11 protein-coding genes are annotated in these 15146 nt (G+C 69.1%); 6 read left to right on the forward strand and 5 right to left on the reverse strand.

Annotated elements, in window-relative coordinates; translation table 11 throughout:
- Positions 1-13 precede the first annotated feature (13 nt).
- Positions 14-2023, forward strand: a complete 2010-nt coding sequence (locus tag A5680_RS24115) for an ATP-dependent DNA helicase (protein WP_156675218.1) — start codon at positions 14-16, stop codon at positions 2021-2023.
- On the opposite strand, the gene glgP is transcribed toward A5680_RS24115, so the two are convergent.
- A complete protein-coding gene (glgP, locus tag A5680_RS24120) occupies positions 2007-4652 on the reverse strand; it encodes an alpha-glucan family phosphorylase (protein ID WP_067824020.1) in 2646 nt (881 codons plus the stop codon). The two genes, A5680_RS24115 and glgP, sit on opposite strands and share 17 nt — an antisense overlap.
- Before the next feature lie 246 nt (positions 4653-4898).
- Between glgP and A5680_RS24125 the strand changes: the two genes are divergently transcribed.
- Positions 4899-7013, forward strand: coding sequence for an alpha-1,4-glucan--maltose-1-phosphate maltosyltransferase (locus tag A5680_RS24125; protein WP_067824023.1), 2115 nt, complete (start codon positions 4899-4901; stop codon positions 7011-7013).
- Between the two features lies 1 nt (position 7014).
- The gene (gene glgB, locus A5680_RS24130; protein ID WP_055404474.1) at positions 7015-9210 is read left to right on the forward strand and encodes a 1,4-alpha-glucan branching protein GlgB; all 2196 of its coding nucleotides are present in this window, start codon (positions 7015-7017) and stop codon (positions 9208-9210) included.
- 4 nt (positions 9211-9214) lie between these two features.
- Here the strand turns inward: glgB and A5680_RS24135 are convergent, their stop codons facing one another.
- Positions 9215-10138 (reverse strand): tetratricopeptide repeat protein, encoded by a 924-nt coding sequence (locus A5680_RS24135; protein WP_067824026.1) that lies wholly within the window; start codon positions 10136-10138, stop codon positions 9215-9217.
- A 159-nt stretch (positions 10139-10297) separates the two neighbouring features.
- Positions 10298-11479 carry an acetyl-CoA C-acetyltransferase gene (locus A5680_RS24140; protein WP_067824029.1) on the reverse strand — a complete coding sequence of 394 codons (1182 nt, stop codon included), beginning with the start codon at positions 11477-11479 and terminating at the stop codon, positions 10298-10300.
- A 78-nt stretch (positions 11480-11557) separates the two neighbouring features.
- On the opposite strand from A5680_RS24140, the gene mce reads away from it, so the two are divergent.
- Positions 11558-12025 (forward strand): methylmalonyl-CoA epimerase, encoded by a 468-nt coding sequence (mce, locus tag A5680_RS24145; RefSeq protein ID WP_197281288.1) that lies wholly within the window; start codon positions 11558-11560, stop codon positions 12023-12025.
- Here mce and A5680_RS24150 read toward each other — a convergent pair whose 3' ends face one another.
- The gene (locus A5680_RS24150) at positions 12026-12322 is read right to left on the reverse strand and encodes a hypothetical protein (RefSeq protein WP_067824032.1); all 297 of its coding nucleotides are present in this window, start codon (positions 12320-12322) and stop codon (positions 12026-12028) included.
- 22 nt (positions 12323-12344) lie between these two features.
- A complete protein-coding gene (gene nucS / locus A5680_RS24155; RefSeq protein ID WP_055404485.1) occupies positions 12345-13016 on the reverse strand; it encodes an endonuclease NucS in 672 nt (223 codons plus the stop codon).
- Positions 13017-13061: 45 nt separating this feature from the next.
- Here nucS and A5680_RS24160 point away from each other — a divergent pair, with 45 nt between their 5' ends.
- Positions 13062-14678, forward strand: coding sequence for an adenylate/guanylate cyclase domain-containing protein (locus A5680_RS24160; protein ID WP_067824035.1), 1617 nt, complete (start codon positions 13062-13064; stop codon positions 14676-14678).
- 63 nt (positions 14679-14741) lie between these two features.
- Positions 14742-15128: a hypothetical protein gene (locus tag A5680_RS24165; RefSeq protein ID WP_067824038.1), complete on the forward strand. Its 387-nt coding sequence runs from the start codon at positions 14742-14744 to the stop codon at positions 15126-15128.
- Positions 15129-15146: the final 18 nt, after the last annotated feature.

Below are 15146 nucleotides of genomic sequence, written 5' to 3' on the forward strand. Positions count from 1 at the left end.
AGCCACGTCCGAAGTGTCCGTGCCCGAGTTGCTGGCCGCCGCCGTGGCCGGGCTGGGCGGCAGTGAGCGCGGCGGTCAACTCGAGATGGCCAACGCCGTCGCGCGCGCGTTCGCGACCGGTGAGCACCTGGTCGTGCAGGCCGGCACCGGCACGGGAAAGTCGCTGGCGTACCTGGTGCCCGCGATCGTTCGCGCCATCGACGACGACTCGCCGGTCGTCGTGTCGACGGCCACCATCGCGCTGCAGCGCCAGCTCGTCGATCGCGACCTGCCCAGGCTGATCGACTCGATCGCCGGCGCGCTGCCGCGCCGCCCGCAGTTCGCACTGCTCAAGGGCCGGCGAAACTATCTGTGCCTGAACAAGATTCACAACGGTGGCGCCGAGGCCGAGGAAGACGCCGGCGAGCGGCCGCAGGAGGAACTCTTCGATCCGATGGCGGCCACCGCGCTGGGCCGCGACGTCCAACGGCTCACCGCCTGGGCGTCGACGACCGAGTCCGGCGACCGCGACGACCTGAAACCCGGTGTGCCGGATCGATCCTGGTCGCAGGTCAGCGTTTCGGCGCGGGAATGCCTGGGCGTGGCCCGCTGCCCGTTCGGCACCGAGTGCTTCTCCGAACGGGCGCGCGGCCGGGCCGGCGCGGCCGACATCGTGGTGACCAACCACGCGCTGCTTGCTATCGACGCCGTCTCCGAATCGGCCGTGCTGCCCGAACACGCGCTGCTGGTGGTGGACGAGGCCCACGAGTTGGTCGACCGGGTCACGTCGGTGGCCACCGCGGAATTGACGCCGGCCGCCCTGGGCGTAGCGGCGCGCCGGATCGCCCGGTTGGTCAATCCCGAACTGTCCCAACGCTTGGAGGCCGCGACGGCCAACTTCGCCGCGGCCATCCATGACGCCACCCCGGGCCGCATCGACCGCCTCGACGACGAGCTGGCGACCTACCTGACCGCGCTGCGCGACGCCGCCGGCGCGGCGCGCTCGGCGATCGACACCACCAGCGACGCGAAAGCGGCCGCGGCACGCGCCGAGGCGATCGCGGCGCTCGCCGAGATATCGGATACCGCGTCGCGGGTCCTCACCTCGTTCGCCCCGGCGATCCCCGATCGCACCGATGTGGTCTGGCTGGATCACGAGGACAACCGGGGCGCGATGCGCCCGGTGCTGCGGGTGGCGCCGCTGTCGGTCGCGGGCCTGCTGCGCGAGCGGGTGTTCTCCCGATCCACCGCGGTGTTGACGTCGGCGACCCTGGCCATCGGCGGAACCTTCGACGCGATGGCCGCGGCGTGGGGCCTGACCGCTCCCGACGCCCCCGCTGCGCGCTGGCGCGGTGTCGACGTCGGTTCGCCGTTCCACCACGCCAAGGCCGGCATCCTGTACGTCGCCGCCCACCTGCCGCCGCCGGGGCGGGACGGCACCGGCTCGGCCGAGCAGCTGGCCGAGATCGCCGAGCTCATCACCGCGGCGGGCGGGCGGACCCTGGGCCTGTTCTCGTCGATGCGCGCCGCGCGGGCCGCCGCCGAGGCCATGCGCCAGCGATTGTCGACGCCGGTGCTGTGTCAGGGTGACGACAGCACCTCCGCGCTGGTCGAGCAGTTCAGCGCCGACCCTCAGACCTCGCTGTTCGGCACGCTGTCGCTGTGGCAGGGTGTCGACGTTCCCGGGCCGTCGCTGTCCCTGGTACTCATCGATCGCATCCCGTTTCCGCGGCCGGACGACCCGCTGCTGGGCGCCCGGCAGCGCGCGGTCGCCGCGCGCGGCGGCAACGGTTTCATGGCCGTCGCCGCCAGCCACGCCGCCTTGTTGTTGGCCCAGGGCGCGGGCCGGCTGTTGCGGCGCGTCACCGACCGCGGAGTGGTCGCGGTGCTGGACTCGCGGATGGTCACCGCCGGCTACGGCGCCTACCTGTGCGCCTCGCTGCCGCCGTTCTGGCAGACCACCGACCCCGCGCAGGTCCGCGCGGCGCTGGAGCGACTGCGCGCCGCGCCGGAGGGGCCGCCGACGGTCAGCGGGCCAGGGTGACCAGACCCAACTCGGCGCTGGAGGCCAGCATCGGGTGACGGGGCAGCACGCGCACCGTGTACCCGACCGCACCCGCCAGCGGTAACGACAGCGTCGTCGAGAACACCTGGTTGCCCCCTTCGGCGGTGCCGGTGTACGACATCTCGACGGTGACCGGGTCCAGCAGCGCATCGCTGGAGTCCACCCGGCCCACCAGGCCCTGGACCGTGACCTCGTCGGGCGCCAGCCCGTCCAGCGCGACGGTGGCCGTCAGGGTCAACTTGGAGCCGAGCACGGGGGTGTCCGGCAATCCGGTGCTGTCGACGTCGGTGATGGTGATCTTGGGCCAGGCCTCCTCCGCGCGCCGACGGTAGGCCGCCACCTCGCGCGCCGCGCCGAACTCGCCGCCGTCCTCGCCGTCCTCGGCTGGCCCCACGGTCCTGCGCAGCGACTGCGCCGCGGGCAGGTAGTACTGCTGCACGTAATCGAGCACCATCCGCGACGCCAGTACCTTCGGCCCGAGCGTCTGCAAGGTGTGCCGCACCATCTCGATCCAGCGCGGCGGCACCCCGTGTTCGTCTCGTTCGTAGAACTTGGGCGCCACGGACTGTTCCAGGAGGTCGTAGAGGGCGCTGGCCTCCAGGTCGTCGCGACGGGTTTCGTCCGTCACACCGTCGGCGGACGGTATCTCCCAACCGTTTTCGCCGTCGTACCACTCGTCCCACCAGCCGTCGCGAATGGACAGGTTCAACCCGCCGTTGAGCGCGCTCTTCATTCCGGACGTGCCGCAGGCCTCCAGCGGCCGCAGCGGGTTGTTCAACCAGACATCGCATCCCCAGTACAGAAGCCGCGCCATGGACATGTCGTAGTCCGGCAGAAACGCGATGCGGTGCCGCACCTCCGGCCGGTCGGCGAAGCGCACCACCTGCTGGATCAACGCCTTGCCGCCGTCGTCGGCCGGGTGCGACTTACCCGCGACGATCAGCTGGATCGGCCTCTGCTCGTCGACCAGCAGGCGTTCGAGCCGCTCCGGGTCACGCAGCATCAGCGTCAACCGCTTGTACGTGGGCACCCGCCGCGCGAAACCGATGGTGAGCACGTCGGGGTCGAACGCCTTTGCAATCCAACCCAATTCGGCGTCGGACGCGCCGCGTTCCAGCCACGATTTGCGCAGCCGCCGCCGCACGTCCTCGACCAACAGCGAGCGCAGTTGGGACCGGATCCACCAAAGATGGCCCGAATCAACCTGGTTCAGGCGCAGCCAGACACCCGGGTCGGCGAAGGAGTCCGAGCCCGCCAGCTCGTGCCCCAACTGCAACCATTGCGGAGCCGCCCAGGTGCGCGCGTGAACTCCGTTGGTGATCGACCCGATCGGCACCTCGTCGGCGTCGAAGCCCGACCACAGCTCGCTGAACATGGCCCGGCTTACCTCGCCGTGCAGCAGCGATACGCCGTTGGCCCGCTGCGCCAACCGCAGACCCATGTGCGCCATGTTGAATTTGGTCGGATCGTCCTCGGCGCCGAGCGCGAGAACGCGGGCGGTCGGCACGCCCGGCAACAACACGGGCGCGCTCTTGCCACCGGCCTTCTCGGTCTTCTTGCCGGCGTCCTCCTCGACATGCCCGTCGAAGTAGAGCCGCACCATGTCGATCGGAAACCGGTCGATGCCGGCGGGCACCGGGGTGTGGGTGGTGAAGACCGTGCTGGAGCGCACGACGGCCAGCGCGGTGTCGAAGTCCAGCCCCGCATCGGTCATCAGCTCGCGGATGCGTTCGGCTCCGAGGAACCCGGCGTGCCCCTCGTTCATGTGGAACACCTCGGGGGCGGGCAGGCCCTCGATGGCGGTGAACGCGCGGATCGCGCGCACCCCTCCGATGCCGGCCAGCAGCTCCTGACGCATCCGGTGCTCTTGGTCGCCGCCGTACAGCCGGTCGGTGATGCTGCGCAGCTCGTGCTCGTTCTCGGGGACGTCGGAATCGAGCAGCAGCAGCGGCACCCGGCCCACCTGCGCCACCCAGATCCGTGCGTGCAGCTGGGCGGCGTCGGGCAGCGTCAGTTCGACCAGGACGGGGTCGCCGGCGGCATCGGTGAGCAGCCGCAACGGCAGCCCCTGCGGGTCCAGCGACGGGTAGGTCTCGTTCTGCCAGCCGTCCGCGGTCAGCGACTGCCGGAAATACCCGGACCGGTAGTAGAGGCCGACCGCCACCAGCGGCGCGCCCAGGTCCGACGCCGCCTTCAGGTGGTCCCCGGCGAGGATGCCCAAACCGCCCGAGTAATTGGGCAGCACCTCGGCGACGCCGAACTCCATCGAGAAGTAGGCGATGGCCGCCGGCATCGCCCGACCTTCGGCCTGCTGCTGCTGATACCAGAGCGGACGGCTCAGGTAATCGTTCAGGTCGGCGGCCAGTTGGTCGAGCCGACCGAGGAACGCCTCGTCGAGCGCCAGCTCGTCGAGGCGGGCCGGATTGACCGCGCCCAGCAACGCGACCGGGTCGGCGCCGCACCGCTGCCACAACCCCGCGTCCACCGTCGCGAACAAGTCCTGGGTGGGCCTGTCCCATGACCATCGCAAGTTGGTCGACAGCTGGTCCAGCGCGGCCAGCCGCTCGGGAAGGTGAGCTCGGACGGTAAAGCGGCGGAGGGCTTTCACGCGTCCTTACCTTACTGAGGATTTCGCTCGGTGCACGGCGGCGGAGAGCGCTTTTCGAGCCAAGGGTGTGACCGGACACTAGGGTGGGTATCGGTTAGTTACTGGGGCCGCAACGGCGCTTCCCCGCAGAGGAAGTTCCCCACGACAGGAAGTTTCGCCAGACGAGAGGCATTCCGCGACGGAGCACACCGCGGTTTGGCCGCACACAATCGGAACCAGCCGACGACGATTCGGAAATGGAGTGTTGTGCCTGGTCGTGTCGAGATCGATAACGTCCAACCCGTCGTCTCCTGCGGCGCTTATCCCGCCAAGGCCGTGGTCGGCGAGACCGTACCGGTCAGCGCGGCGGTGTGGCGGGAAGGCCACGAGGCCGTAGCGGCGACCCTGGTGGTGCGCTACCTCGGGCCACGCTATCCGCAAGTGACCGAGACGCGCCGACTCAAGGCGGTGCAGGCTCCGGTCAAGCTCGCATCCGAGGTCGACGGCGGCGTGGACCAGCAACGGATCAAGCCGCTGCTCCTGCCGATGACACTGGGCCTCGAGCCCTACGTGTTCCACGGCCAATTCACGCCCGACCGGGTCGGCCTGTGGACGTTCAGAGTGGACGGTTGGGGTGACCCCATCGACTCCTGGCGGCACGGTCTGGTCGCCAAGCTCGAGGCCGGTCAGGGCGAGACCGAACTGTCCAACGACCTGCTGGTGGGGGCCGCGCTGTACGAGCGCGCCGCCACCGGAGTGCCGCGCGCGCGGCGCGACCCGCTGCTGGCGGCCGCCACGGCGCTGCGAAGCCCCGGGGACCCGACCACCCGCACCGCGCTGGCCCTGGCGCCGGAGATCGACGAGATCCTCGCCGAGTATCCGTTGCGCGATTTGGTCACCCGCGGCGATCAGTACGGGGTCTGGGTGGATCGGCCGCTGGCGCGCTTCGGTTCGTGGTACGAGATGTTTCCCCGCTCGACCGGTGGGTGGGACGCCAAAGGCAAACCCGTGCACGGCACGTTCGCCACGGCGGCCGCCCAGCTTCCCCGCATCGCGGCAATGGGATTCGACGTCGTGTACCTGCCGCCGATCCACCCGATCGGTAAGGTCCACCGCAAGGGCCGCAACAACTCTCCGACCGCCGCCCCTTCAGATGTGGGCTCCCCCTGGGCAATTGGTAGTGACGAGGGCGGCCACGACGCCATCCATCCGGAGCTTGGCACCATCGAGGACTTCGACGCCTTCGTGGCCGCGGCGGGCGAACTGGGCATGGAGGTGGCACTGGACCTGGCGTTGCAGTGCGCACCGGACCATCCGTGGGCCCGCGAGCATCGCGAGTGGTTCACCGAATTGCCCGACGGCACCATCGCCTACGCGGAAAACCCGCCCAAGAAATACCAGGACATCTACCCGCTCAACTTCGACAACGACCCGGCCGGCCTCTACGACGAGGTGCTGCGGGTCGTGCGGCACTGGATGGACCACGGGGTCAAGTTCTTTCGGGTGGACAACCCGCATACCAAGCCGCCGAACTTCTGGGCATGGCTGATCGCCCAGGCCAAGAGCATCGACCCCGACGTGCTTTTCCTGTCGGAGGCCTTCACCCCGCCGGCCCGGCAGTACGGGCTGGCCAAGCTCGGCTTCACCCAGTCCTACAGCTACTTCACCTGGCGCACGGCCAAGCAGGAACTCACCGAGTTCGGCGACGCCATCGCCGCCGCCGCGGATTTCCGGCGGCCGAACCTGTTCGTGAACACCCCCGACATCCTGCACGCCATCCTGCAGCACAACGGCCCGGGAATGTTCGCCATCCGCGCGGTGCTGGCGGCGACCATGGGTCCGGCTTGGGGCGTGTACTCGGGCTACGAGCTGTTCGAACACCGCGCGGTGCGGGAGGGCAGCGAGGAGTACCTGGACTCCGAGAAGTACGAGCTGCGGCCGCGCGATTTCGCGGGCGCTCTGGCCGAGGGGCGTTCGCTCGAGCCCTTCATCACGCTGCTCAACTCGATTCGGCGGCTGCACCCCGCGCTGCAGCAGCTGCGCACCATCCATTTCCACAGCGTGGACAACGATGCGCTGTTGGCCTACAGCAAGTTCGACCCGGCCACCGGCGACTGCGTGTTGGTGGTGGTGACGCTCAACGCGTACGGCGCCGAGGAAGCCACCCTGTTTTTAGACATGGCGGCATTGGGTATGGAGCCCTACGAGCGATTTTGGGTGCGCGACGAAATCACCGGCCAGGAATTCCAATGGGGGCAAGCAAACTACGTTCGCATCGACCCTGCGCGGGCCGTCGCGCATGTGATCAACATGCCGCTCATCCCACAGGAGTCGCGAATGAAGCTGCTCCGCAGGCCACCACACGGACCGGAGGGATTGTGACATGAGCCAAGCCGACCAACTCGCCAAGACGCACCTGGCCCCGGACCCGGCTGACCTGTCGCGCCTGCTGGCGGGCACGCATCACAACCCGCACGGCGTCCTGGGCGCCCACGAGTACACCGACCACACCGTCATCCGCGCGTTCCGCCCGCATGCCGCCGAGGTGGTCGCGCTCGTCGGCGAGGACAAATTCCCGCTGCAGCACATCGAATCCGGCGTGTTCGCAACGGCGTTGCCGTTCACCAACCTGATCGACTACCGGCTGCAGGTGAAATACGAGGGTTCCGACCCCTACGTCGTCGCCGACGCCTACCGCTTTCTGCCCACCCTGGGCGAGGTCGACCTCTTCCTGTTCAACGAGGGCCGCCATGAGCGACTCTGGGAAGTCCTTGGCGCGCACCCGCGCTCGTTCACCACGGCCGACGGGGTCGTCAACGGGGTGTCGTTCGCGGTGTGGGCGCCCAACGCCAAGGGCGTCAGCCTGATCGGTGAGTTCAACGGCTGGACGGGCAATGACGCCCCGATGCGCTCGCTGGGGTCCTCCGGGGTATGGGAGCTGTTCTGGCCCGATTTTCCCGCCGACGGCCTGTACAAGTTCCGCGTGCACGGCGCCGACGGCGTGGTGACCGATCGGGCCGACCCGATGGCCTTCGCCACCGAGGTGCCGCCGCACACCGCCTCACGGGTGACGCGCAGCAAGTACTCCTGGCAGGACGCCGACTGGATGGAACAGCGCGCCCAGCGCAACCCGGTCTTCGAGCCGATGAGCACCTACGAGGTTCACCTCGGTTCATGGCGCCCCGGGCTGAACTACCGGCAGCTGGCCGAGGAGCTGACCAATTACGTTGTGGAGCACGGGTTCACCCACGTCGAGCTGCTTCCCGTCGCCGAGCATCCCTTCGCCGGGTCATGGGGTTACCAGGTGACGTCGTACTTCGCGCCGACGTCGCGGTTCGGCACTCCCGACGAGTTCCGGGCGCTCGTCGACGCGCTGCACCGCGCCGGCATCGGCGTCATCGTGGACTGGGTGCCGGCGCACTTCCCCAAAGACGCCTGGGCGCTGGGCCGGTTCGACGGCACCCCCCTCTACGAGCACTCCGACCCCAAGCGTGGCGAGCAATTGGATTGGGGCACCTACGTGTTCGACTTCGGCCGCAACGAGGTGCGCAACTTCCTGGTGGCCAACGCGCTGTATTGGCTCGAGGAGTACCACGTCGACGGCCTGCGCGTGGACGCGGTGGCGTCCATGCTGTACCTGGACTACTCACGCCCGGAAGGCGGCTGGACCCCCAACATCTACGGCGGCCGGGAAAACCTGGAGGCCGTGCAGTTCCTGCAGGAGATGAACGCCACGGTGCACAAGTCGGCCCCAGGCATCGTCACCATCGCGGAGGAGTCGACGTCGTGGCCGGGCGTGACACGCCCGACAAACCTTGGCGGCCTGGGTTTTTCGATGAAGTGGAACATGGGCTGGATGCACGACACCCTCGACTACATCAGCCGCGACCCGATTTACCGCAACTACCACCACCACGAGATGACGTTCTCGATGCTCTACGCGTTCAGCGAGAACTATGTGCTGCCGATCAGCCACGACGAGGTGGTGCACGGCAAGGGCACGCTGTGGGGGCGGATGCCGGGCAATAACCACGTCAAGGCCGCCGGGCTGCGCAGCCTGCTCGCCTACCAGTGGGCGCATCCCGGTAAGCAATTGCTGTTCATGGGGCAGGAATTCGCCCAGCGCGCCGAATGGTCCGAGGAGCGCGGCCTGGACTGGTGGCAACTCGACGAGCAGGGCTTCTCCAACGGCGTCCTACGCATGGTGCGCGACATCAACGCCATCTACCGCAACCGCCCGGCACTGTGGAGCCAGGACACCATTCCCGACGGCTACTCCTGGATCGACGCGAACGATTCGGCCAACAACGTGCTGAGCTTCTTGCGGTATGGCAGCGACGGCTCGGTCATGGCTTGCGTGTTCAACTTCGCCGGCAGCGAGCACAGCGGTTACCGGCTCGGCCTGCCGTCCGCGGGCCGCTGGCGCGAGGTGCTCAACACCGACGCCACCGACTACAACGGCTCCGGCATCGGCAACATGGGCGGCGTCGACGCCACCGAGGACCCGTGGCACGGCCGGCCGGCGTCGGCGGTGCTGGTGTTGCCGCCCAACTCGGCCCTGTGGCTCGAACCGGAGTAGGCCCTCAGTAGAGCGCGTTGGCGAGGTTGCGCCGTCCGGCGACGACCTCGGGGTCGGCGGGATCGAAGAGCTCGAAAAGCTCGATCAACCGGGTGCGCACCCGCGTGCGTTCGTCGCCGGATGTGCTGCGCACCAACGCGATCAGGCGCTCGAACGCGGCGCTCACGTCCTGATTGAGGATTTGCACGTCCGCGGCCGCCAGGGCCGCGTCGATGTCGCCCGGGGACGCATCGGCCGCCGCGGGGGCGTCCGGTGCATGGGCGGTCGCGCGCATGAGGAAGTCGATCTGCCGGATCGCGCCCTTCGCTTCGACGCTGCCCGGGTTGGCGTCCAGAATCGCCTGGTAGGCGTCCCTGGCGCCCGCGAAGTTGCCCGCCTCGAGCTGTTCGCGCGCGGCGGCCAGCTCGGGGTCCACCACCTCGGCATCCGCGGAACCGGCTCGGCCCCTTAGCTTTCCGGCCGTCGCCGACAAGATCTGATCCAGCCAGCCCCGCAATTGGTCGGGCGGCTGCATGCCCTGGAAACTCGAGATGGGCTGCCCGGCGGCCAAGGCCACGACGGTCGGGACGGCGTCGACGCCGAATATCTGGGCGACCCTGGGCGCCACGTCGACGTTGACCGTGGCCAGGGACCACTCGCCGTTGTCCTGCGCCGCCATGCCGGACAGCGTGTCCAGCAGTTGGACACACGCGTCGCTGCGCGGCGACCACAGCAGGACCACGACGGGCACTTCCTCCGACCGCAGCAGGACGTCGCTCTCGAAGTTCGCCTCGGTGATGGCCGAGACGCCGGGGCCACCCTCGGCGGCCGGCGTTGCGGCGCCGCCGGTCCCGCCGGCCGGCGGTTGCTGCTGGGCCCGCTGCTTGAGACCGGACAAGTCGACGGCACCGGCCAGCGCGGGGCCGATTGAGGGTCGCGGACGCGTCACGCCGTCAAGTTTGTCATGCCCATCGCCGGCCCATCCACCGGGCGTTCGGCGGCCCGCAGGCGCCCCGAAGGGGCGCCCGAGCGGCCGGTATGACGAAGATCACAAAAGTTCCCGCGGCCGTCGCGCCAGCAACGTCGACGCGCGTCGTCCGGGCGCCGCTCAGTTTGCCCGCAGGATCAACGCGTCGCCCTGGCCGCCCGCCCCGCACAGGGCCGCCACGCCGTAGCCGGAGCCGCGCCGGGCCAGCTCCAGGGCCACATGCAGGGTGATCCTGGCGCCCGACATGCCGATCGGGTGCCCGACCGCGATCGCGCCGCCGTTGACGTTGACGATCTCGGGGTCGACGCCGAGTTCGCGGGTCGAGGCCAGGGCGACCGCAGCGAACGCCTCGTTGATCTCGACGACGTCGAGCTGGTCGACCGAAATCCCCTCGCGGCCGAGCGCTTTCTTGATCGCGTTGGCCGGCTGCGACTGCAGCGTGGAGTCCGGTCCGGCGACGACGCCGTGCGCACCGATCTCGACCAGCCAGGTCAGCCCCAACTCCTCCGCCTTGGCCTTGTTCATCACCACCACGGCCGCCGCGCCGTCGGAGATCTGCGACGCCGAACCGGCGGTGATGGTGCCGTCCTTGCGGAAGGCCGGTTTCAGGCCGGCCAGGGACTCGGCGGTGGTGTTGGCGCGGATCCCCTCGTCCTCGATGAACTGCAGCGGATCACCCTTGCGCTGCGGGATGTTGACCGGAACGACCTCGTCGGCGAAGACGCCGTCCTTCCACGCCGCGGCGGCCTTCTGATGCGACCGCGCAGCGAACTCATCCTGCTCGGCGCGGGTGAACTTGTCGACGTCGTTGCGCTGCTCGGTGAGCGCGCCCATCGGCTGGTCGGTGAAGACGTCGTGCAGGCCGTCGTAGGCCATGTGGTCCAGGACCGTGACGTCGCCGTACTTGTAGCCAGCCCGGCTGTCCATCAGCAAATGCGGCGCCTTGGTCATGGACTCCTGGCCGCCGGCCACCACCACGTCGAATTCGCCGGCGCGGATCAGCTGGTCAGCCAGCGCGATGGCGTCGATACCGGACAGGCACATCTTGTTGATCGTCAGCGCGGGAACGTCCCAGCCGATGCCGGCCGCAACCGCCGCCTGGCGCGCGGGCATCTGGCCGGCCCCGGCGGTCAACACCTGGCCCATGATCACGTACTCGACCAGCGAGGCGGGCACGTTGGCCTTTTCCAGCGCGCCGGCGATCCCGATCGCACCCAAGTCGCTCGCCGAGAAATCCTTCAGCGAACCCATCAACTTGCCGATCGGCGTGCGCGCTCCAGCAACGATCACCGACGTCGTCATAACAACCTCCCAAGGGTCCGCGGACGGCCGATTCGGCCTCCCGGAGAAGCGCAATCTTTGCCGCCAGGTTACCTTTATGTGATGACGACCGATCAAGTTGACGCCCGTCAGGTCCTGGCCACCGAGCTGGTGACGGCGATCGATCACGTCGGCATCGCAGTCGCCGACCTGGACACCGCAATCGCGTGGTACCACGACCACCTCGGCATGATCCTGGTGCACGAGGAAGTCAACTCCGACCAGGGAATCCGCGAGGCCATGCTGGCCGTGCGCGGCGCCCCCGCGGGTACCGCGCAGATCCAGCTGATGGCCCCGATCGACGACTCCTCGACCATCGCCAAGTTCCTCGACAAGCGGGGGCCGGGCATCCAGCAGATGGCGGTCCGGGTGACCGACCTCGACAGCCTGGTCGAGCACCTGCGCTCCCAGGGCATCCGGCTCGTCTACGAGACGCCGCGTCGTGGCACGGCAAACTCGCGGATCAACTTCATCCACCCCAAGGACGCCGGCGGCGTGCTCATCGAGCTGGTCGAACCGGCCGCCTGATCACGACCACTTCCTGGTCGGGCCCCGCGTGGTGCGGTGGCTCCAGCACGGGGCGTGCCAATGGCGCCGATCGTCGGATCCCCCGAGGGTTGGATCGGTCGGCCACACCACCAGATGTGCGGTGCCCGAGCGTATTTCGTGATCACATCCGGGACAGCGGTAGGTCTTGACCGCACGGGCCGCCGCGACGGGGCGCACCTCGTATTCGTGCCCGTCGGGCCCGATCTCCACCCGGCGGAACTCCGGGGGCGGCGACGGCGGCCGGTGCCGGCGGGGCGGTGTGCGGCGCCGTGCCATGCCGCCAGCCTAGCCGCCGGGCTCAGAACAGCCGGTATTCGTCGCTGTCCATCCCCCGCATCTTGTCGTAATCCAGTGTGATGCAACGGATCCCGCGGTCGGTGGCCAGGGTGCGCGCCTGCGGCTTGATCTGCTGGGCGGCGAACACCCCCTTCACCGGCGCGAGCACGCTGTCACGGTTGAGCAGCTCGAGGTAACGGGTCAGCTGTTCGACGCCGTCGATCTCGCCGCGCCGCTTGATCTCCACCGCGACCGAGCCGCCTCGCTCGTCGCGGCAGAGCAGGTCGACGGGCCCGATGGCGGTCATGTACTCGCGACGTACCAGCGTGTAGCCCTCGCCGAGCAGCTGCACGTGCTCGGCGAGCAACGCCTGCAGGTGGGCCTCGACCCCGTCCTTGACCAGCCCGGGGTCCACCCCGAGGTCGTGGCTGGAGTCGTGCTCGACGTCCTCGACGGTGATGCGCAGCTGTTCGCCGGCCTTGTTCTGCACCACCCACACGGGCGCGTCGTCGCCGGGCTCCTCGGTCAGCCAGCAGGGCGGGCTCATCCAATTCAGCGGCTTGTAGGCCCGGTCGTCGGCGTGCACGCTGACCGATCCGTCGGCCTTGAACAGCAGCAGCCGGCGCGCCGACGGAAGATGCGCGGTGAGCCGGCCGACGTAGTCCACGGTGCATTGGGCGATCACTAGACGCACCCGACTCACCTTAGAGCGTGGCCGACAAATTAGGCTGGCGCCACCATGTCGGCCACCCAGAGCTTGGCGAGACGCATCGGGCGGGTGCTCGAGACGGTCACCCGTCAGAGCGGCCGGCTACCGGAGACCCCGGCGTACGGCTCCCTGCTGCTGGGCCGGGTCTCCGAGAGCCAGCGCCGTCGCCGAATCCGCATCCAGCTCATCCTCACCGTGCTGGTGCTGGGCGCCAACCTGATCGGCATCGTGGTCGCGCTGCTGTTGGTGATCGTCGCCGTGCCGCAGCCGAGCATCTTCCACGACGCGCCGGCCTGGATTACGTTCGGGGTCTCACCGGCCTACATCGCGCTGGCCCTGGCGGTGGGCACGTATTGGATCACCCGCCGGACCGTGATCTCGTTGCGCTGGGCGATCGAGGAGCGTTCGCCGAACGCGGAAGACGAGCGCAACACCTTCCTGGCCCCGTGGCGGATCGCTCGCTTCCTCCTCATTTTGTGGGGTGTCGGGGCGGTGGTGTACACGACGCTCTACGGCCTGATCAACACGCTGTTCATCCCGCGGTTTCTGGTGGCGGTGAGCATCTGCGGCGTCCTGGTGGCCACCGCCAGCTATCTAATCGCCGAGTTCGCCCTGCGTCCCGTCGCGGCGCAGGCGCTGGAGGCGGGGCCACCCCCGCGGCGTTTCTCGGCCGGGATCATGGGCCGGACGATGGTGGTCTGGTTTCTCGGTTCGGGATTGCCCGTCCTCGGCATCGCTTTTCTCGCGGGCTTCCAGGCCCTGATGCGGAACCTGACCGAGACCGAGTTCGCGGTCGGCGTGTTGATCATCTCGATGGCCACGGTGATCTTCGGTTGCCTCTTGATGTGGATTCTGGCCTGGCTCACCGCAACTCCCGTGCGCGTGGTCCGCGCCGCGCTGAGGCGCGTCGAGCGCGGCGACCTGCGGGGTGATCTCGTCGTTTTCGACGGCACCGAACTCGGTGAGCTGCAACGGGGATTCAACGCCATGGTCGACGGGCTGCGTGAGCGGGAACGTGTCCGTGACCTGTTCGGCCGTCACGTCGGACGCGAGGTCGCCCTGGCCGCGGAGCGCGAGCGGCCGAAGCTGGGCGGCGAAGAACGCCATGTGGCAGTCCTGTTCATCGACATCGTCGGATCCACCCAGCTGGTGACCAGCCGCCCCCCGGCCGAGACCGTTCAATTGCTCAACCGATTCTTCGGGATAGTCGTCGAAGAGGTGGACCGACACTGCGGGCTGGTCAACAAGTTCGAGGGCGACGCGACGCTGGCCATCTTCGGGGCCCCGAATCATCTTGAGCGTCCGGAAGACGAGGCGCTGGCCGCCGCGCGGGCCATGGCCGAGCGGCTGGACAACGAGATGCCGGAGTGCGAGGCCGGTATCGGCGTCGCGGCGGGGCAGGTCGTCGCCGGCAACGTCGGGGCCAGGGAACGCTTCGAATACACCGTGATCGGCGGTCCGGTCAACGAGGCGGCCCGCCTGTGCGAGCTCGCCAAGTCGCACCCCGGCCGGCTGCTCGCGACGGCCGACGCGCTGGAGGGCGCGAGCGAGAACGAACGCGCGCGTTGGTCTTTGGGCGAGACGGTGACCCTTCGCGGGCACGAGCGCCCCACCCAACTGGCCTCGCCCACCGACCGGTCGGGTTGATTGATTTTCGAGCCGAGTGGGTAAGGGGATTGAAGACATCGCCCCTTACAGATTGGTGTTGACATGACTGGTAGCGGAACCGCCCGCCGTGTTTCCGTCGCCGCGGGAATTGCCGCGGTGATTGCCTTGAGTTCGTTGACCGCGGGCTGCGGCTCGGGCAAGGACAACAAGAACCCGACGACTTCGACCTCGACCGTCACCACCTCCGTCACCACGCCTGCCAGCGTCACGACGACCGCCCCGGCGGCGACCAGTCCCGCCGCGCCGGGCGGCGGCGGTCCGGAAACCGGACCCGGTGGTGCCACGACCGCCGGACCGGGTGGGTCCGGCGCCGGCGCCGGGCCCGGTGGGGCAAGCGCGGGCGTGCCGGGTGCCGGGGCTTCCGCCGGACCCGGTGGTGCGGGCGCCTGCGCCGGCGGCGTCTGCGTGGGAACGCCGCCCAGCCCGTAAGCGCCTGCGGGGCACCGG

This window comes from Mycobacterium sp. E2989 (genome assembly GCF_001667595.1).
In the GTDB taxonomy this organism is placed as follows: Bacteria; Actinomycetota; Actinomycetes; order Mycobacteriales; family Mycobacteriaceae; genus Mycobacterium.